Genomic DNA, 19196 nt, shown 5'->3' on the forward strand with positions numbered 1-19196 from the left:
ACAGCTAAAGCCGTTGCGGGTGTTTTTTATTGAATGGGTTTAGACAAAAATGCTATTCCATGGTTGGATTAAATGTTCCGCCCCAATCTTTATTCTGCTTGATATTTGGGTTCTTGTCAATGACCGACTGCGCGACGGGAAAGAAATAATAGGTATCGGGTACCAAATTCACTTTGTTTCCTGTACTAGGCACCTGCAAGACGCTATATTTGAACTGATTTTCTTTCAATGTGTATGTTTTGGCCAATGCATTGGCATCATCCAGATTCATCTCGGTTCCATTTGAATTTATTGCTATCGCTTCAACTCCATGTTTGGTTGTATTGTTCAGTACATTGAGCTTACGTAACCTTCTTAAATCCCAAAAACGATGTCCCTCAAAACAAAACTCAATATTACGCTCTGCCAAAATAGCTTCACGCATTTGTTCCTTCGTGGTTGCTGTTATGCCATATTTATTGTCTGCGCCTGGCTCGATTCCCGCTCTTTTCCTAATTTGCGTAAGCAGGTCTAAGGCTGTCGCAAAATCTCCTGTTTCATTTGCCGTCTCAGCATAATTCAATAGAACCTCGGCATAGCGCATCAACACAAAGTCGACATCATACTGAGTTTCCACTTCGGTTTGCTTTAATGACAGTTTGGAATTTTTTAAGATAAAAAACCCGCTATATCGATCCAAATTGGACGATGGAGTTTTTGCCTTCGGGTTAATGCCAAAATCATCTAAAGCCGGAGCAATACCGACAGAAGTGTATTGTCTTTTGCCGGTCTTGCCGGAAACTTCATAAATTTTGGCATTCCACACAATAGACTTGTCAAAACGCGGATCGCGGTTTTCCCAATAGGATTGTAGAAATTGATCCTCTGTCTTATGGTATTTACCCGCTTGATCGGAATATAACTTTCCGTCTTTCATTGGAAAAGCTTTTACAAATTCCCAGGATGGAACGGAACCTGCCGGCCCCCTACTTTCGGATCCCGGACGTACGCCATTATCCCAATTGGCAACTTTATTTGGATAGGTATTAATCACAGCAAAAACAACCTCTGGCCCCTTCTCTACCAGCGCAATGTTGGAATAATCTGAAGTCAAACTATAGCCATCCGCCTTAAGCTGATCATAAGCTAATTTATTTGCGGTATTGGCCTCCTGCCAATAGGCATTTCCATAAGGATTGGATGGGTTAAACTGTGGAGAAGCCTTATATAACAATACCTTTGCTTTAAAAGCGGCTGCAAAATCACCATCAATTTTTCCATAATCTGCCGTTCCTTTTGCAATTGTTTTTGGCAATTGTGAAATAGCCTGATCCAGATCTTTAACGATCAGCTCAAAACATTCTTTTGTCGAATTGCGGGGGACATTAAGATCATCATTTTTTAGATCTTGCGGTACAGTAATATAAGGAACACCGCCGTGGATCCTGACCATATTAAAATACATAAAGGCACGCATAAACAACGCTTGGCCAATCACCGTTTTTTTAAAATCGTCTTTTAACGAACTACTTTCATTGACTTTCTGTATGGCCGTATTGATTTTCCGGATGGTTGTATAATCCCATGATTTGTAAGAACCATTGTTGACGGTAACCGCATCCAATGGAAAAGCGATCCCGATTAGTTGTTCCGAATTTCCGTCCGCACCAGAATTCCAGTTACCAAATAGTGGATATAAATTGGCAAGATAGCCGTTCACTAGATTTGGATCAGCCCATACCTTAGCTTCATCCAGCGAATTGAGGTCCTCAATGTCCAATACGTTTTTACAGGATGACATGCACAAGGCCAATGCAATTAAAGGATAATATATTTTTTTCATCTTTTTTTCATTTAAAATTTAACATCAAGTCCAAACGTAAAGGTTTTCATGACTGGATAAGAATCATACAGCTTTTGTTCGGGATCGTGAAACTCTTTCATTGGCGAAAAAACAAACAAATTGGTCCCGTTAAAAAACAGATTGACATCTTTCACACGCAGTTTCTCTGTCATGCTTTTCGGCAATCGATAAGAAACATTAATGTCACGTAAACGCAAATAGGCTCCATTTCTTATCCAGAATGACGAAGGTGCTGCACCGGATTCGGCCCAGCCTGAGTACCCCGTTGGCCGCGGATATTTGGCATCGGTATTATCCGGTGTCCAGACATCGGAGGCCCAAATCGGATAATATGGACGGAAAGTATCGCCGTGCTGGCGCATTCCACCGCCTTCTTGATTACTAATCATACGATCATAAGCAAGAACTCCCTGAAATAAGGCTGAGACATAAAAGCCCTTCCAGCTCGCATTGAATCCAAACCCATAATTGATGCGCGGAGAATTATTGTCCGACAATAACTGCAAATCGTTATCATCAATTTTCCCATCCGGGCCACCTGAATAGTTCGCCCCCTGAATGTCTTTATATAGAATCATCCCAGGAAAAGGATCCCTTCCGTAGGTCTTAAATCCTTTTGCTTTCAACGCATCAGCTTCAGCCTGTGTCCTAACCAAACCAAGGGATTCTAAGCCGATAATTCGATTCTCAGGTCGTCCAATTCTGGAGCGAAAGTTCTGCGGTTGGCCCGATGCATAAGAAGGTTCTTCGTCAATGATGTCCCAACGGTCTTTGGCATACCCCAGATTGGCATTGAGACCATAAGCCACTTCACCAACCTTGTCATTCCAGTTAAAAGAAATCTCGCCGCCTTTATAACTTCTCGCCGCATAGTTTTCAGGAGCAAGTGCACGACCGTAATTGTCAGGGACTTTCAACGATCTTGGACCAAGAATATTGGTTTCCTTGCGTGAAAACAGATCAAGGCTACCGGTCAGCTTATTATTAACAAATCCAAAATCTAAACCCAGGTTTACACTCTTAGAAGTTGTCCAGGTTAGATTTTGTGTTGGGGTTGCACCATACGCAATACCATTATAATAGCGGTCACCAAACATATAGCCGCCCGAGGTGGTATACTTTTCTAAATAACCAAATTGCCCGATTCGATTGGCATTGACATCCAAATCATTACCCGTTGTACCATAAGAAGCTCTGAACTTCAAATCCGATATTGTATTTTTTAAATCCGTAAAGAAGTTTTCGTCCGATACACGCCAGGCTGCTGATACTGAAGGAAAAAATCCCCACCGCTTATCCGTCGGAAATAATGGTGAACCATCGTAACGAAAAGAAAACTCCGCAATATATTTATCCGCATAATTGTAGTTGGCACGCCCGATGATACCACGTCTCGAATCGATCGTTTCATTGGCAGTTGTCGACCTAAAGTTGCGATCTGTAGGATAAATAAACATTTGATCTAGGGCTGTAATTGGATTTTCTGCCCTTGAAGTGACATAAGTCCCTCCTTTTTTGGACTGTTCATAAACCAATGTTCCGTCTACGGAATGTTTACCAAACTTGCGGTTATAGTTTAAAAACCAGTTTACCTGATATTCCCACAATCGCTGTGGGCTGTAATCCATGAAAGGCTGGCTCTGACTAAAAGTAAAAATATTAATATTAGCTTCTGATGGCGGAGCTGGTATAAAGCGGTTGTCATTCGGATTTAAAGAGGTAAAGGTATAGTTCTTTTGAAAACTCATATAACGCTTGCGCATATAGTCTTGAGCAATGTAACTTCCTACAACTTTTGTCGAAAGGCCCTGTACCAATTTATCCAGCTTCAAGTTTAGGGTCATAATAGGATTGACCTGCCGCACTTTACGGTCTATATAGCGATCCCCGATGACCTGATCGATCACATTCCACGCCTGCCAGCTTCCCATAGGCGTCTGTACAGGATAAGCCGTTGGTGTATTGCTCGGTGTTCCGTCTGCATTCAGGTAAAAAGGATACATCTTTGGCCAGTTGAATGTAACGCGGTAGAAATCGGATACATCAAAATCATCATCATTGGAAGATGTGCTAAAGGGCCAAAAAAAGCGTTTCGAATTCGTCTGGTTGGCTGAAATATTAAAATCCATGCTAAAATCTTCGGTAATCTGCGCGGAGATATTGCTCCTTAGATTAAATTTCTCATGATCCAAAGATTTATAAGATCCATTTTCTTTACGGTAGCTCAGCAAGCTATAATAAGTAATTTTGTCGCCACCCCCATTAACCGATATCGATTGTCGATGTGTAAACGGATTGCGCCAAATAACGTCATTGGCATTGTAATTTTTGTCCTTGAAATAATCAAACTCTTTTTGTCCATTTGGGATGGAAAGACCACGAAATTCGGCGACCCGGTTTTGATAGGTGAGTTCATCTTTCGCAGTGGTTAAATTAGCTAGGAGCTCCTGTGTTGGTGTATTGAAAGTATAATTACTTTGTACATTAAAGACTGGTGCTTGCGCTGTTCCTTTTTTTGTCGTTACCACCACTACACCATTACCGGCCCGGGTGCCATACACTGCGGCAGTTGCAGCATCTTTTAAGAAGGTCATTTGGTCAACCTCGTTCGCTTCAAGCACATCGAACGCAGCTTTATCGCGAACCACGCCATCAATTACATAGAGTGGTTCTGCAAAACTCCCCCGGATACGCAAGCTCGACGATGCTCCGGCCATCCCCGAAGTATTAGTGACATTGACACCTGCGGCTCTACCGGCGAGTGAATTGGAAAGATTTGAACTGGGGATGTTTTTTAACTGTTCTGCATTGACGGTAGCAACCGAACCAGTAATATTCCCTTTCCGCTGCTTACCATAGCCAATGATTACGACCTCTTCAAGTGCTTGATCACTCGAAACCATGACGACATTGACGTTGCCTGTGGAAACGGCCACCTCCTGTTTTGTAAACCCTTGGTAGTTCACGACCAGAACATCACCGCGCTTTGCGCGAATAGAAAAAACACCTTGTTGATTGGAGGACGTTTGAACGGATGTTCCTTTGACGGTGATGGTAGCACCGGCTAATACCTGACCTTTCTCATCTTTGATGATCCCTGTAACCTGATCTTGATCGACAATAGCATTGATCGGATCCAGATTCAGCGCGTAAGAATCGGGCTGACTAAACAGCAGGCAGAGCCCCAAAAGGCTAATGGATCTCGCCTTTCCATGAAGAAAAAAATTTCTCATCATAATTACAAATTGGTTTAAAATAATAAAGAACCGTGGGGTTCAACTTTGGTTTATTGACTTTGCATGCCTCTCTTTTTATAAAAAACAGCAAAAGTGGATTAGATTGTCTATTAAATTTAAAAAACAAAATCATATTAACGAAATTAATATGATTTTTTAATCTAAAATTCACAGAAACGTTACATGCTTAAAATAGGGAATGGAAATGCTTGGCACAGCAGTCCCGATCTTCAGGTAGAACACCTAAAAACGGTAGCGAACACAGGGATTTAAAGTGGATTTATATCCCTGTATGAATAATCTCTAGGAAATTTTATTTTCAGGCGAGCCGCGTACGATCAATGTAGAGGCTCCGAATGGGGCTTAAAAAAATAAGAGCCTAAAACTGTAAGCTGGCATTTAGACAAAATTGCCGCCCATTATAGGTTGGTAATACCACATAACTCTTTTTTGAATTCTGCAATCGACTGTCTACCAAAGGTAGCAACCAATAGGCGATTTTAGTACTTAAGATACCGACCCCAGCTCCCATAGCGATATCTGAGAACCAGTGCTTGTCATTGTGCATCCGCAGATAACCGGTACCCGCGGCAACAGCATACCCCGCTATTCCGTACCAAATTGACTCCTGTCTGTATTCCTGCCAAAGCAGTTCCGCACCAACAAATGCAGTGGCAGCATGCCCTGAAGGAAAGGAATTGTTCGCTGAACTGTCCGGCCGCCATACAGGAATGGTCGATTTCATAATTCTCACGGTTGAAGTCATAATAATATTGGAAACCGCTGTTGTGAACAGGCGTTGTTTAAGGTTATGTTTCGCAGGTACACCGACCGCATCCAGAACAAAAACTCCGGCAGTTCCAGCAAAACGGGTGAAATCGTCCAACTTAATTTTTCCGCTCTTCCCTCTCGAAACGCCGTCTCTAATGTCTTCATCTATCCCTTTTAAAAAGGGATTCCCTTTGGCAACAATACCATAGGTGATCAATCCAACAGGAACAGCAAGTTCTTTGTAAGGAATTTTCTTAAAAAAATGAGATCCGCTGCTCGAATCCGAAGGTTGTTCCAACTGGATCTGCGCAAATGAGGTAACCGGCATTACAAAAAGTAAAACCAGTAGCCAATAAAAAACAATCTGTTTCCTGTAATCGATCATTTTAGCCTTAAAAAATTTTATAATGCGCAAAGATAATATTTATAAACTACCTCTTTGACAGTATTACTCCATACAGCACGACAATATTGGGCATCAATCTCCATTTTATCATTAAAACAAAGGAAAAAGCAACGAAAGTCTGCTGTTTACACCATTTATATAAACAGCAGACTTTAACTTCAAAATATATAAATGATCAAAATCCTATCGTAACCCCGTTGGCAATGATAGCATCTTTTTTCACAACAACGATGCCGTCACAGATCATATGCGTATCAAAATCGCCATCATTCAAGCCCGGTCCACCAATGATACGAACGTCATCTCCAATACGGCAGTTCTTATCCAAAATTGCATTTTCAATATAACAACGTTTACCGACGCCTACCGGTGGTGGCTTTTGTGTATTTCCCAATTCCAATACTTCTTCCAATTGCTCATAGTAATCTGTTCCCATCATGTAGGTCGATTTAATAACCGTCCCTTCACCAATACGGGAACGTATCCCAATAACAGACCTCTCCAGTTTATCTCCATTTAAAATACATCCATCGGCAATTACCGTATTATTCAAGGTTGTCCCCGAAATTTTCGAAGGTGGAAGCATCCGCGCACGTGTATACACGGTTTCATTAAACAGGTTGAAATCCGGAATGTCATCCGTTAATCCGATATTGGCATCAAAAAAGGATTTGATGGTTCCGATATCGGTCCAATAGCCATCAAATTGATAACTTAACACGCGAAGTGCTTCAATGGCATCCGGTATAATTTCCTTGCCAAAATCCATCCCCGGGTTGGCAATTAAAAGGTTACGCAAGATGTTTTTTGAGAAAACATAAATCCCCATGGATGCCAGATAATGCCTTCCCTGCTTATGCAAAACCTCGGAGACCTCTGAGGTCCAATTTAATACTTCATCCTTATCGGGCTTTTCGACAAAAGCAGTAATCTCATTAGTTTCATTCGCTTTTAAAATACCAAATCCCGTAGCATCCTTACCATTGACTGGTATAGTCGCAATGGTAACATCCCCCCCATTTTCAACATGGAAGTCAATCAGCTTCGAATAATCCATTTGGTATAACTGATCACCAGACAAGACAAGAATGTAGTCGTAATCTACATTCAGGAGATGTTTCTGCGTTCGCCTAACGGCATCAGCCGTACCCTCAAACCAACGATCGCCCTCATTGGTCTGTTCGGCAGCCAAGATGTCAACAAAGCCCTTACTGAAAATGCTGAAATTGTAAGAATTTTTGATGTGTGTGTTCAAAGAGGCTGAATTGAACTGCGTCAGTACGAAGATCTTATTATAGCCAGAATTCAAACAGTTCGAAATCGGAATATCGACCAAACGATATTTTCCAGCTATTGGAACCGCTGGTTTCGAACGTTGCTGTGTCAATGGGAAAAGGCGCGACCCTCGACCTCCTCCCAATACAAGGGAAACTACTTTGTGTATCATACCTCAATCCATTAATTGGTTATAAAATTGTTATCTTCAAGAACAAGGACCTGATCAGGTTTAGTCTCGAGATTCTTTAAATTCAGGTTTAAGAATCCTTATTAAATTAGCAATTTTCCGGATAAGAAGCAAACAACAATTTTGATCAATCATTCTTTTTACAAAAAAATAATTTTCGAAAAACGAACAGAAACATGTTTAATTTTAACCGATTAAAAGACGATGATGACAAGTCCGTGTCTCCCATAGGTTTAATATCCAAATAGACCAGTGAATAAAAAAAGGCAGTAGATATAGCCAACAAGTAATAGGTTAACACCTATTTGCGGATATTTCTTTTGGGTAAATAACCATAGGATCTCAATAAAGGCATAAATGGACAACGGTGCTGCAAGACTGACGGTCATAAAATAGAGTAAATATCCAGCCCCCAAACCATCATTTTGTTGTTTAAGAATCAAATATGGGACAAGAAGTAGCAGAAAGGCGATGCAGACTACAGAAAATCGAATAAAAAAATGTCGTTTTAGTTTTCTATCCCCTTTAAGAGGCTTATACATAAACAGTGTTGAGCCCGATAGATATAATGATAACAACAAATAACCGATATAGTAATGTGCGCTCTCCAAACCATTCCAATCTTGATTAGCGTAGGCAAGACCAACAATTAGAAATAAAACAATAAATAAAACTACTTTAATATAATTCATCTAAAAACATCAGGGGATTATCCCTACTAGAGTAATTGAACGCTATAAATTTTAATATCGTATGGAACACACCTGAATTTCAAGATTTCTCTCCAATACGACAACTTGCCAATCGAACTTTGACCACGATAGCGCAAATCAACTAAATAAAATCAACTTCCGGAAGGATAACTAAACGAAATTTTCATCCATGGGAAGGCAACCTTGACCTAATATTTGCGTAAATTGCTAAAGTATATAGAACAAAACAGCTATGAATTCTTCACTATTGGATGGAAACTATTGGGATGAACGTTATAAGAACAAAGCAACAGGCTGGGATATTGGCTATGCCTCTCCTGCTATTATCAACTATGCAGCGGAGTCTATTGCCAAAGATGCATCTATTCTTATTCCCGGTTGTGGAAATGCCTATGAAGCAAAGGCTCTACTTGACATGGGGTTCCATCAAATTACCTTACTTGATATCGCTCCGACCCTCGTTGCGAAGGTAAGAAAGGAGTTTGCCAATAGCCCTCAGATCCAAATTGTATGTCAAGATTTCTTCCAGCACCAGGGCCAGTACGACTATATAATTGAGCAAACATTTTTTTGTGCACTGGATCCTTCATTACGCCCCAGCTATGTACAACAAATGCATACTTTGCTCAAGCCTCAGGGTATACTGATGGGTTTATTGTTCAAACGGGAATTTGCACAACAGGGACCACCTTTCGGTGGAGATCAAACGGAATATCAACAATTATTCGCATCGCAATTTGACATTTTAAAGCTGACAGATTCAACCAATAGTATTCCCCAAAGACAGGGAAATGAACTGTTTTTTGAGCTGCGCAAAAAATAGTCTACTTGCCCGGCATGACCCGATAGGTTGGATCTTCCATGATATTGACCTTCACAATGCCCGCAGCATTTTTTAACAAAGAGCGACAATCTTCACTGAGGTGCCACAATTCGATTTTTTTCCCTTGTGCAGCGTAGCGTTCGGTAATTTTGTTGAGTGCATCCACGGCGGACATATCCACCACACGACTTTCCTTAAAATCTAAAATCACACGCTCGGGATCTTCCAAAACATCAAATTTATCCAAAAAATTAGCTGTCGAACCAAAGAAAAGAGGTCCATAGATTTCATAATGCTTGATGCCCTCGGCATCCAAATATTTTCTTGCCCGAATGCGCTTTGCATTATCCCAGGCAAATACAAGTGCGGATACCACTACACCAATAAGCACCGCAAGTGCCAAATTATGTAAAACCACCGTAATTCCGGCGACAATAATCCCAACGAAAATATCTGATTTGGGAAATTTATTGACGATCCGTAAGCTCACCCATTGGAAGGTTCCAATGGCTACCATCATCATCACACCGACCAGCGCGGCCATGGGTATCTGCTCAATAAAAGGAGCACCTACCAAAATAATCACTAAGATGGTCATCGCTCCAATAAAAGAAGAAAGCCGCGTGCGTGCACCAGCATTTAAATTGACCAGTGTTTGAGCAACCATGGCACAGCCACCCATTCCCCCAAAAAATCCATTGATTGTATTGGCTATCCCCTGCGCCATGGATTCGCGGTTTGCATTTCCTTTACTCGCCGTTATTTCGTCCACCATGTTCAGTGTCAAAAGCGACTCCACCAACCCTACTCCAGCCATCACCAAAGAATACGGAAAAATCAGTTGCAATGTTTCCCAGCTCAGGGGTACATTAGGTAAATGTAGATGTGGTAATGTCCCACTAACAGAGGCAATATCTACTACTTTTTTGGTATCAATACCTAAAAGAGAAACCAGGCCAAATACAACCAAAATAGCAATTAAAGAAGCTGGAACAGCCTTCGTTATCCGAGGAAATCCAATCACAATCAACATCGTCAGCAGAGTCAATCCCCCCATGATGTATAAGGTACTTCCCGACATCCACTCCGCCCCCTGTCCGGTATTTACCTTAAATTGGACTACTTGAGCCATAAAAATGATAATGGCCAGTCCGTTCAAAAAACCGTACATAACGGGCTGCGGAATTAAGCGTACAAATTTCCCCCATTTAAAAAGCCCAACTAAAAATTGCAGGAGCCCCGCCAAGACGACAGCAGCAAACAGGTAATCAATCCCGTGACTTGCCGCCAGGGCCATCAAAACAACCACCGTTGCGCCAGCACCTCCAGATACCATCCCTGGCCTACCTCCCAAAACGGAAGTGATCAAACCCATTAAAAATGCTGCGTAAAGTCCCGTCAACGGTGGTAGCCCGGCTAAAATTGCAAATGAGAGTGATTCCGGAATCATGGTCATTGCGACCGTTAATCCTGCAAACAACTCATTCTTAAGATTAATCGATTTTATATTGAATATTTCAAAGGTATTGTTCATTTTTAAATTACTTGAACAGGATAATTGCCGCAAAGGTACTAATCACACAAACACTTTTCCCCTATATTTGTTATTCTTTACAAATTTTATCGCAAAACAGTATGTTCATTTCGATCAAACAACGCATTAACCAACGTCATTATAGTCTCTTTATATTTATCTTTTTGTTGCTTGTCCAGCTCGGGATTATAGGGCCTAGTAAGGCTGCATTCCTACCAGCTAGAGATTCCTTAATGACTTCAGATAGCCTATTTCGAGCGAAACCTATCGAAAAATATCCCATGTACCACGATGAGCAACCACGACTTTGGAACAATCATCTTATCAACGTAAAACAAACAGACAGTCTATTCGACTACCAAAAAAAGAATTTCTTAAGGGCGGGAATTGAGTGGTTTTCCATCCAAGCTATTCCTGCTTCGGTTAATTACTTCATTCGAAAAGATCCTGTTTCCCATATTTCCTTTAAAAACTTCTTTAGCCATTTAAAACTGTCTGCCTGGACCTGGGACGACAATCTTTTTGCAACAAATCAAATAGCGCATCCTTATCACGGTCAGTTTTATTTTAATTCGTTCCGATCCAACAACTACAGTTTTCTACAATCGACAGCAGCAACCGTAGCTGGTAGCTATATCTGGGAAACTGCAGGTGAAACGGAACCACCATCCATCAATGATATCATCAACACAAGTTTTGGCGGTACTATTTTAGGTGAAATGACCCATAGACTATCGCATCATATTCTTTCGCGCCCAAGTCTGACCAAAGGACAACGTAATAAAAAAGAACTATTGGCCATGCTGATCAATCCAATAAACGGGCTCAACCGTCTGCTCGACGGGCGCTGGGGAGATAAGGTAAAAGGTGCGGTGGTCGACAGTTCTTTAGTGCACACCGAAGTTGAATTGGGACTAAGACGGTTTGATGCCAAGGAACATGACATCTTGAATAAAGGAAAGAACGACATCTATGCACGTATCAAACTGATTTACACCAACGATGATCTAGACAAAAAGAAACCCTTTGATGACTTCTTCCTCAATTTGGAACTTGGATCAGATGATAGTTCCATCGTCAATGCGGTCAATGTGTATGCCTCGTTATACGGTAACCGTATTTTATCCAATTTAACAGGACGTCATCGTGGTATCGTGTCTGCGCATTTCGACTTTCTACGCAATGAAGCTTTTTATTACGGATCACAGAGCATCAATTACAATGTCTTTTCAAACTTCAATATTGGTAGCCGTACCAAGCTCACAACCATCCTTGGTGGTGGTCCAGTGGTACTGGCCGCTGTACCCGATCCTTATCTCCATTTTGGTGAAAGCCGCACATACGATTATGGCCCCGGGGCCGATGTTAGGGCTTCAGCCACCTTGAGCACATTAAACCGCTTTAAATTTGGTGTAGATTATCGTGGCGGATATTTTGTCACAATCAGTGGCAACAAATCCCACCATTTTCTACACGCGGTATCCACAAGTGCTTCAATGCGTATCTGGAAGAACTTCGGTCTCAACCTTTACTCCGGTTACTTTAGATTGGAAGGTCATTATCAAGACCATAACAATGTCAACAAAGACTATCCTTTTGTCCGGATAGCGCTAGCCTACAACTCTGAATACTAGCTATAAAAAAAGGCTTAACTAAATGAGTTAAGCCTTTTTTGTTAATTTGTCCAATATTTCTTTAACGCTTCCTTCAAACGCGAATCATAACCATATATATCCGGGTAAGTAACGATTTTTCCTTCGTCATCCAACCAGGTTGTATAATAGGTGATATAAACTGGCATCTGCCGTTTTAGTGTTACCCAGCGAGACTTTGAAATTGAATCTGTCGTAATTTCCTTCGCTATTTTTTCGGCCTGTTTTTCATTATTGACAAGGTAAGATGCCAAATCAACGGGTTTTTCAACACGCACACAACCATGGCTCACGGCGCGATTGCTCTGCCCAAACATTTGTTTTGCAGGCGTATCATGCAGGTAAATGGAATAGGGGTTCTCAAACAAAAACTTCACATTCCCCAATGAATTATCCGAACCAGGATTTTGTTTAAAACGAAAATTCTCCACAGAATCCGAATTCCAGTTGACCGTTGCAGGATCCACTTGTTTACCTTTGTAATAAGCCACCATATTGCGCGATGCCAGATAGTTTGGATTGTTTCGAACGCTTGACAATAACTCTTTCTTGACAATACTGCTTGGAATATTCCATACAGGATTTACTTGCATGGCATCCAACACCCCTTGCATGACAGGCGTCTCGTGGTTCTCACCTTTTCGCGTATACGCCGGATTATCTGTTTCACCGACACACACATTCATCAGTTGACTTGTCTTCCCTTCTTCCATAATATGTAACCGTTGTTCAGGTATGTTCACAAATACATATTTCTCCGGAAAAGCATCTCCCATCCAGCGCAATTTTTCCAATACCATTAACACCTGGCTACGTTGTGCACTGTTTAGGTTCCCATTTTCCAATAAATCCTGAAACCTGGTGTAATACTGATTTTTAGGTTGGATATCGGTCAACACAGTTCCAATTTTTACACTATCCAGCATTTGTACAACTTTGCCATAGCTCATACGCTTTTGAGGAACGAAATATCTTCCATAAAGGCGTTTGGGATTGACCACACCATATTTTATGCTACTGATATAAGCCACGAGCCCATCAGTACTCAATAAGTCAAGTTTGGCCAATAATGGATAAACTTCAGCAACATCTTTGCTTTTCAGTTTTCGAAGCGAAGATAATGTTTCCTTAATCGCAGTTGTATGGAAATAACTAGCTCGAATACCATGCGCATCACTTCGCTCAAAGTAAGTTAACATGGTGTCGATACTACCATCAAAAAGGTGTTCGGCAATTAAAGTCATCCCTTCAGTAGAATCCGATAATTCCTTCATCCAGCTCGGATTAACCAATTGAGATTTTTCCTTGCCATACACTTCATGGAAGGCCTTTACATAAGCTGCTGTGTCAAAATCCTTATAAGACTTATTCTCAAACCCCTTCGCTAAAACATCACCATAAGTTGGGGGATTCTCCTTACAAGAAAAAAATACTACTGAAACAAATGAAATAAAAACTAAAAATCGTAACATATTACAAATCGTGAAAAAGAAATGGCTTCGCAATAATGAAGCCATTTTCTGAGGACAAAGATAAATAATTCTTATTGTCTAAAGAATCTTACCTGTCATTGAATCACTACAGAATCAATCACTGTATTTTTTCAGGAAATCTTCCAGCAATTCCACCATATCGGTATTACCCAAAAAAGCTGCTGATCGCTGGTGCAAAGTTTTTGGCTCAATATCTAATATACGCTGAGATCCATTCGAAGCTTTACCCCCTGCCTGCTCAATGATGAAGGCAATTGGATTGCACTCATACATCAATCTTAGTTTACCATTAGGGTGCGCAGAAGTCGTTGGATAAAGAAAGATGCCCCCTTTGAGGAGATTGCGGTGAATATCGGCGACCATTGAGCCGATGTACCGTGATGCATAGGGGCGTTGCGTTGCACTGTCCTCCATTTGGCAATATTTGATATATTGCTTAACGCCGTTTGGAAATTTGGAATAATTTCCCTCGTTAATCGAATAAATTTGACCCGAAGCCGGAATTTTCATATCAGGATGGGATAAACAAAACTCGCCGATCGAAGGATCCAATGTGAATCCGTTTACGCCCTTTCCCGTTGTGTACACCAACATGGTTGAACTACCATAGATCACATAACCTGCAGCGACCTGTTTCGTTCCATGCTGTAAAATATCATTGCTATTACAAGAAACACCCGTATCAGAAATTCGTCGATAAATGGAAAAAATGGTCCCCACAGATACGTTAACATCGATATTGCTTGAGCCATCCAGTGGGTCAATACACACAATATATTTGGCATTTTTGGAAACCCCTGATTGGATATACACTGGATTTTCATGTTCCTCTGAGGCAACTACACAGCATTCTCCCCCACTTTGAAGCGCTTTGATAAACTGTTCATCGGCATAAACATCCAGTTTCTTTTGTCCCTCGCCCTGCACATTGACCTGTCCTGCATCGCCTAAAATATCAACCAATCCCGCTTTATTAACCTCTCTATTTACAATTTTTGCGGCGATTCCAATATCACGCAGTAGCCTAGAAAGCTCCCCTTTAGCATACGGAAAATCGGCCTGTTTTTCAATGATAAATTGACCTAGTGTAGTTATACTACTCATAATGTTGTTTTATTGGATATTTGTTGCACAAAGCTAAAAAAGTTAAATAAACTTTAGCAAATACATCCTTCTCATATTTAGCATTTTAGCAGACTAAATACGCAATCGATTGCGCTAAGTTTTGAAAACTCTTCTTTGCTAAAACGATTATTAGCTATTAAAAAAATAATAAAAGGTTGAAAGCACTGGATAAATTTCAAATAGCAACGATTAGAAAAAAAACAATAAATGCTAAGTATTTGGTAATTTTGGCTAAATATTTTGATACAATGCAACAACTTATACAACTCATCGAAAAAGAAAAATTAGGCAATCGGCCGGCAACACAGCACACGTTGATCATCGACGATAAGCAAGTGATTCACGGAGCTCTTTTCCTGGTAAAAACCGCCCGAAAAACATTTAAATTGATGATCCCGGCTCCTTTTCACGAAGCAGTTCTGAAAGAACAAGTAACCATCAATGCATTGATCAAACATCCCCAAGTAATGTTACTGGCTTAATCAAAGGGAAATTCCCCTATCCCATACCTACCCCAGAGCAAACAAAACATCGCTCGGTTGTGTTTATCATAGCGTAATTTCGCTGTTTTTTTTACACCATATTCCATTTCCGGAAGACTATAACGCTGGTTCGACCTAGAAAATGAGAGCAAACCGGAAGCACATATTATCAACGGGAAATTTTACAAGAAAACCTGGTAAAAGTGTAAAAATCACCTCGATATAACGTTTAACTTTAGGCAACAAAGACAACGCTATGCAACACCACTATACACTTTCGGGAATGTCCTGTGATGGATGTAGAACCACAATCGAACATGCATTGAATGAGTTTCCTGGGCTTCATGCCGAGGTAACTTTAAACCCGCCAAGCATGACAGTAACATCCCAGAAACATATTCCGTTACAGCAATTACAGGAAATAATATCAAAATTAGGTCCTTACCAGGTCGACGAAATACATAAGCATAAGGGTGACGTACAATCCGATCAACACATTGTAGCACAAGCTTCAGACAGGTATGGTTGCCCTATGCATTGCGAAGGTGAAAAAACGTACAGCCAGCCAGGAAATTGTCCGATCTGTGGTATGCATTTGGTGAAGCTGGATGCAGACACAGCAATTAAAAATAAGCTACATACTGAGCATGCAGCGACCTCGCATGCCCATCACGAACAGCAACACAACCATTCCGCTCAGTCAAATGCTACGGTACATCAATCACAGACAATATCTTCAGCTGACAAAGCACATGGTCATACATCCGCTGATAAATACTATTGTCCGATGCATTGTGAGGGCGACAAACTTTATAACGAACCTGGAAACTGTCCGGTATGCGGCATGAATCTGGAAAAGGTCCCCATGTTAAAGACAGACCTTCAATATAGCTGTCCTATGCATCCTGAGATTGTACAAGATCATCCCGGAAATTGCCCTATATGTGGTATGGACCTTGTGCCTATAGCTAATGGTAATGATGAGGCCGACGATCATACCTATCGTGATCTACGCATGAAATTATGGGTCTCTATCCTATTTACGGTTCCGATCTTTATACTTTCCATGGGTGAAATGCTTCCTGGCAATCCAATAGGTAAAATCATTTCGCCCAGCTGGTCTGGATGGATACAACTGGTTTTATCCCTGCCGGTCGTTTTTTATACCTGTTGGTCTTTTTTTCAACGAGGCTGGGTATCTTTCAAAACTTGGCGCCTTAATATGTTTAGCCTGATTGCACTTGGTGCTGGAGCTGCATTTGTCTATAGTTTGGTTGGTCTATTTTTTCCGCAGGTCTTCCCTGCTGAATTAAAAAATCATCATGGCTACATTGCACTTTACTTCGAGTCTGTTACCGTCATATTGACTTTGGTATTATTAGGCCAGGTGATGGAGGCCAAAGCACATTCCAAAACCAATTCGGCGATCAAAGAGCTAATCAAGCTGAGTCCTTCCGAAGCTACGCGCGTAGAAAATGGAATAGATAAAAAAATCGGCATAGATCAAATTCAACTCGGAGATATACTGAAAGTAAAACCCGGGGACAAAATCCCCGTTGACGGACAGATTACGGATGGCAACAGTAACATTGATGAATCCATGCTGACGGGTGAACCTATTCCGGTAGAAAAACAAGCTGGAGATCATGTCAGTTCAGGAACAATCAATGGCGACCGTAGTTTCCTCATGAAAGCAGAGCGTATCGGTTCGGACACACTACTGGCTCAGATCATTCAACTCGTCAATGATGCGAGCAGAAGCAAGGCACCCATTCAACGATTAACGGATAAAGTATCCGAGATATTTGTCCCGATTGTCATAATCATTGCAATTTTGACATTTCTTACCTGGTGGCTTTGGGTTCCTTCTGCTTCCCTAGCATTCGGCTTTGCCAATGCACTTGCCGTACTTATTGTCGCCTGCCCCTGTGCCTTGGGACTCGCTACACCAATGTCCGTCATGGTGGGTGTCGGCAAAGGGGCCAAACATGGGATCCTGATCAAAGATGCAAGTGCGCTGGAAAAAATGAACCAAGTGGATGTGGTACTAACAGACAAAACAGGTACCATTACCGAAGGAAAACCCACCGTTGATGATATTCAGCCAAACTCGTCCAGCAGCAAAGACGAGATATTGTCTTTGGCTGCCGCTTTAAACGCCAATAGCACACATCCTTTGGGCCATGCTATTATTGAAAGGGCAAAAAAGGAAAATAGTAAAACGGACCTTGCAGTTTCCGATTTTGAAAATGTTGCCGGGCAAGGAATCAAGGGAAACATAGCTGGACATAGCATAGCACTGGGCAATCAATTGTTGATGGAGTCTATCGGCATAGCAATCCCTCATGATATGAAGCAGATGGCCGAAACCGCCCAATCCCATGGAAAGACGGTATCCTTCCTGGCAAAAGACAGTAGCTTATTGGGGTATTTTAGTATTTCAGATCAAATAAAAGCCTCTTCGAAGCGTGCAATTCAATATCTTATACAGCATAAAGTCGATGTCGTTATGCTGACGGGAGATAATATCCATACGGCAAGGGCTGTGGCGGATCAAGTTGGCATCAAGCATTTCAAAGCCAATGCCTTGCCCAAAGATAAATTGCAGGAAATTCATGCGTTACAGCAAAAAGGACATGTGGTGGCTATGGCTGGTGATGGCATCAATGATGCCCCTGCCCTTGCTCAAGCCGATATCGGCATTGCCATGGGCACAGGTACCGATGTTGCCATACAAAGCGCTTCACTCACTTTGCTGAAAGGAGACCTTATCGGAATAGCCAAAGCAAAGGTACTGAGCCAAAAACTACTCCGTAATATTAAGGAGAACCTGGGTTTTGCTTTCGTCTATAATATACTCGGGATTCCATTGGCTGCCGGACTTCTATATCCTTCTTTCGGAATTCTCCTGTCCCCGATGATTGCTGCCGCTGCGATGAGTTTCAGCTCCGTTTCGGTTATCTTGAATTCTTTACGCTTAAATCGTGCAAAGATCGATATCGATTAAAAACAGATATTCCCTATATTCGCTGTTAGAATAACGACATATAGTTTACAGTAACATGCGTAATATCTTTTTAATCTTGATAACGGTTATCATCACAGTTGTGTGTGTCAAAAATCCGCAATCGGTGCAGCTCAATTTTCTCGGGGAATCACAGGTGACACTATGGAAGCTACTATTGGCCTTTTTTATTGCGGGAATTGTATTTGTATCTCTATTGAAAATCGGAAAAAAGAAACAGCGGGCGTATGAAGAGGAAGAAATAGACGAATCGGAAGAAGAAAACAGCGACAGAAAGTCCCAATTATCCGATGAAGACCGGGAATTTCTATCCTAAATAAAAAAATAAATCACTAAAAATGAAGCCCTAAACAGCCGTAGCGCATTTTTATCGCACAAATACTTGCGTGGAATAGGGATTAACCCTATCTTTGCATCACTTCAAACAAGGAACGGTAGTTCAAAAACAAAGAAGTAAGATTCCGTAGCTCAGCTGGTAGAGCAATACACTTTTAATGTATGGGTCCTGGGTTCGAATCCCAGCGGGATCACTGAGAAAAGCTAATCGCAAGATTAGCTTTTCTTGTTTTAAAGCTATTAGGATTCGAAAGAAGGGTCGGCCGGGTTCGATCCAATGGAGGCTCAGGGC

At 41.3% G+C, this 19196-nt stretch carries 13 protein-coding genes and 1 tRNA gene; 6 read left to right on the forward strand and 8 right to left on the reverse strand.

Annotated features, from left to right (window positions below; translation table 11 throughout):
- Positions 1-52 precede the first annotated feature (52 nt).
- From M2419_RS25395 to M2419_RS25415, 5 genes are all read right to left on the reverse strand, one after another.
- Positions 53-1822 carry a RagB/SusD family nutrient uptake outer membrane protein gene (locus tag M2419_RS25395; protein WP_259255858.1) on the reverse strand — a complete coding sequence of 590 codons (1770 nt, stop codon included), beginning with the start codon at positions 1820-1822 and terminating at the stop codon, positions 53-55.
- Between the two features lie 11 nt (positions 1823-1833).
- Positions 1834-5079 carry a TonB-dependent receptor gene (locus M2419_RS25400; protein WP_259255859.1) on the reverse strand — a complete coding sequence of 1082 codons (3246 nt, stop codon included), beginning with the start codon at positions 5077-5079 and terminating at the stop codon, positions 1834-1836.
- A gap of 379 nt (positions 5080-5458) precedes the next feature.
- On the reverse strand, positions 5459-6235 hold the full coding sequence (locus M2419_RS25405; protein WP_259255861.1) for a phosphatase PAP2 family protein: 777 nt from the start codon (positions 6233-6235) through the stop codon (positions 5459-5461).
- Positions 6236-6431: 196 nt separating this feature from the next.
- On the reverse strand, positions 6432-7703 hold the full coding sequence (locus tag M2419_RS25410; RefSeq protein WP_088161103.1) for a glucose-1-phosphate adenylyltransferase: 1272 nt from the start codon (positions 7701-7703) through the stop codon (positions 6432-6434).
- 251 nt (positions 7704-7954) lie between these two features.
- On the reverse strand, positions 7955-8413 hold the full coding sequence (locus tag M2419_RS25415; RefSeq protein WP_259255863.1) for a hypothetical protein: 459 nt from the start codon (positions 8411-8413) through the stop codon (positions 7955-7957).
- Positions 8414-8666: 253 nt separating this feature from the next.
- Between M2419_RS25415 and M2419_RS25420 the strand changes: the two genes are divergently transcribed.
- On the forward strand, positions 8667-9257 hold the full coding sequence (locus tag M2419_RS25420) for a methyltransferase domain-containing protein (RefSeq protein ID WP_159728613.1): 591 nt from the start codon (positions 8667-8669) through the stop codon (positions 9255-9257).
- Between the two features lies 1 nt (position 9258).
- Here M2419_RS25420 and M2419_RS25425 read toward each other — a convergent pair whose 3' ends face one another.
- Positions 9259-10791, reverse strand: coding sequence for a SulP family inorganic anion transporter (locus M2419_RS25425; RefSeq protein ID WP_182332664.1), 1533 nt, complete (start codon positions 10789-10791; stop codon positions 9259-9261).
- 101 nt (positions 10792-10892) lie between these two features.
- On the opposite strand from M2419_RS25425, the gene M2419_RS25430 reads away from it, so the two are divergent.
- Positions 10893-12425, forward strand: a complete 1533-nt coding sequence (locus M2419_RS25430; protein ID WP_159728617.1) for a DUF3943 domain-containing protein — start codon at positions 10893-10895, stop codon at positions 12423-12425.
- 41 nt (positions 12426-12466) lie between these two features.
- Here the strand turns inward: M2419_RS25430 and M2419_RS25435 are convergent, their stop codons facing one another.
- Together M2419_RS25435 and fbp are read right to left on the reverse strand one after the other, a co-directional pair.
- The gene (locus M2419_RS25435) at positions 12467-13915 is read right to left on the reverse strand and encodes a L,D-transpeptidase family protein (protein ID WP_159728619.1); all 1449 of its coding nucleotides are present in this window, start codon (positions 13913-13915) and stop codon (positions 12467-12469) included.
- A 114-nt stretch (positions 13916-14029) separates the two neighbouring features.
- On the reverse strand, positions 14030-15040 hold the full coding sequence (gene fbp / locus M2419_RS25440; RefSeq protein ID WP_153846921.1) for a class 1 fructose-bisphosphatase: 1011 nt from the start codon (positions 15038-15040) through the stop codon (positions 14030-14032).
- A 269-nt stretch (positions 15041-15309) separates the two neighbouring features.
- On the opposite strand from fbp, the gene M2419_RS25445 reads away from it, so the two are divergent.
- The 4 genes from M2419_RS25445 (at position 15310) to M2419_RS25460 (ending at position 19098) form a co-directional block, all read left to right on the forward strand.
- Complete coding sequence (locus M2419_RS25445) at positions 15310-15543, forward strand: hypothetical protein (RefSeq protein ID WP_153846920.1); 234 nt, start codon at positions 15310-15312, stop codon at positions 15541-15543.
- A 256-nt stretch (positions 15544-15799) separates the two neighbouring features.
- Positions 15800-18550, forward strand: coding sequence for a heavy metal translocating P-type ATPase (locus M2419_RS25450; RefSeq protein ID WP_259255866.1), 2751 nt, complete (start codon positions 15800-15802; stop codon positions 18548-18550).
- A gap of 55 nt (positions 18551-18605) precedes the next feature.
- On the forward strand, positions 18606-18884 hold the full coding sequence (locus M2419_RS25455) for a lipopolysaccharide assembly protein LapA domain-containing protein (protein ID WP_153846918.1): 279 nt from the start codon (positions 18606-18608) through the stop codon (positions 18882-18884).
- 141 nt (positions 18885-19025) lie between these two features.
- Positions 19026-19098, forward strand: a tRNA-Lys gene (locus M2419_RS25460).
- Positions 19099-19196 lie beyond the last annotated feature (98 nt).

Origin of the sequence: Sphingobacterium sp. BIGb0116 (assembly GCF_024808035.1) — a bacterium.
GTDB lineage: Bacteria > Bacteroidota > Bacteroidia > Sphingobacteriales > Sphingobacteriaceae > Sphingobacterium > Sphingobacterium paramultivorum.

Coding starts and splice junctions, on each gene's coding strand:
- M2419_RS25415 (WP_259255863.1), bottom strand. CDS start 8,413: ATGAATTATATTAAAGTAGTTTTATTTATTGTTTTATTTCTAATTGTT.
- M2419_RS25395 (WP_259255858.1), bottom strand. CDS start 1,822: ATGAAAAAAATATATTATCCTTTAATTGCATTGGCCTTGTGCATGTCA.
- M2419_RS25425 (WP_182332664.1), bottom strand. CDS start 10,791: ATGAACAATACCTTTGAAATATTCAATATAAAATCGATTAATCTTAAG.
- M2419_RS25400 (WP_259255859.1), bottom strand. CDS start 5,079: ATGATGAGAAATTTTTTTCTTCATGGAAAGGCGAGATCCATTAGCCTT.
- M2419_RS25455 (WP_153846918.1), top strand. CDS start 18,606: ATGCGTAATATCTTTTTAATCTTGATAACGGTTATCATCACAGTTGTG.
- M2419_RS25430 (WP_159728617.1), top strand. CDS start 10,893: ATGTTCATTTCGATCAAACAACGCATTAACCAACGTCATTATAGTCTC.
- M2419_RS25405 (WP_259255861.1), bottom strand. CDS start 6,235: ATGATCGATTACAGGAAACAGATTGTTTTTTATTGGCTACTGGTTTTA.
- M2419_RS25435 (WP_159728619.1), bottom strand. CDS start 13,915: ATGTTACGATTTTTAGTTTTTATTTCATTTGTTTCAGTAGTATTTTTT.
- M2419_RS25420 (WP_159728613.1), top strand. CDS start 8,667: ATGAATTCTTCACTATTGGATGGAAACTATTGGGATGAACGTTATAAG.
- M2419_RS25450 (WP_259255866.1), top strand. CDS start 15,800: ATGCAACACCACTATACACTTTCGGGAATGTCCTGTGATGGATGTAGA.
- fbp (WP_153846921.1), bottom strand. CDS start 15,040: ATGAGTAGTATAACTACACTAGGTCAATTTATCATTGAAAAACAGGCC.
- M2419_RS25445 (WP_153846920.1), top strand. CDS start 15,310: ATGCAACAACTTATACAACTCATCGAAAAAGAAAAATTAGGCAATCGG.
- M2419_RS25410 (WP_088161103.1), bottom strand. CDS start 7,703: ATGATACACAAAGTAGTTTCCCTTGTATTGGGAGGAGGTCGAGGGTCG.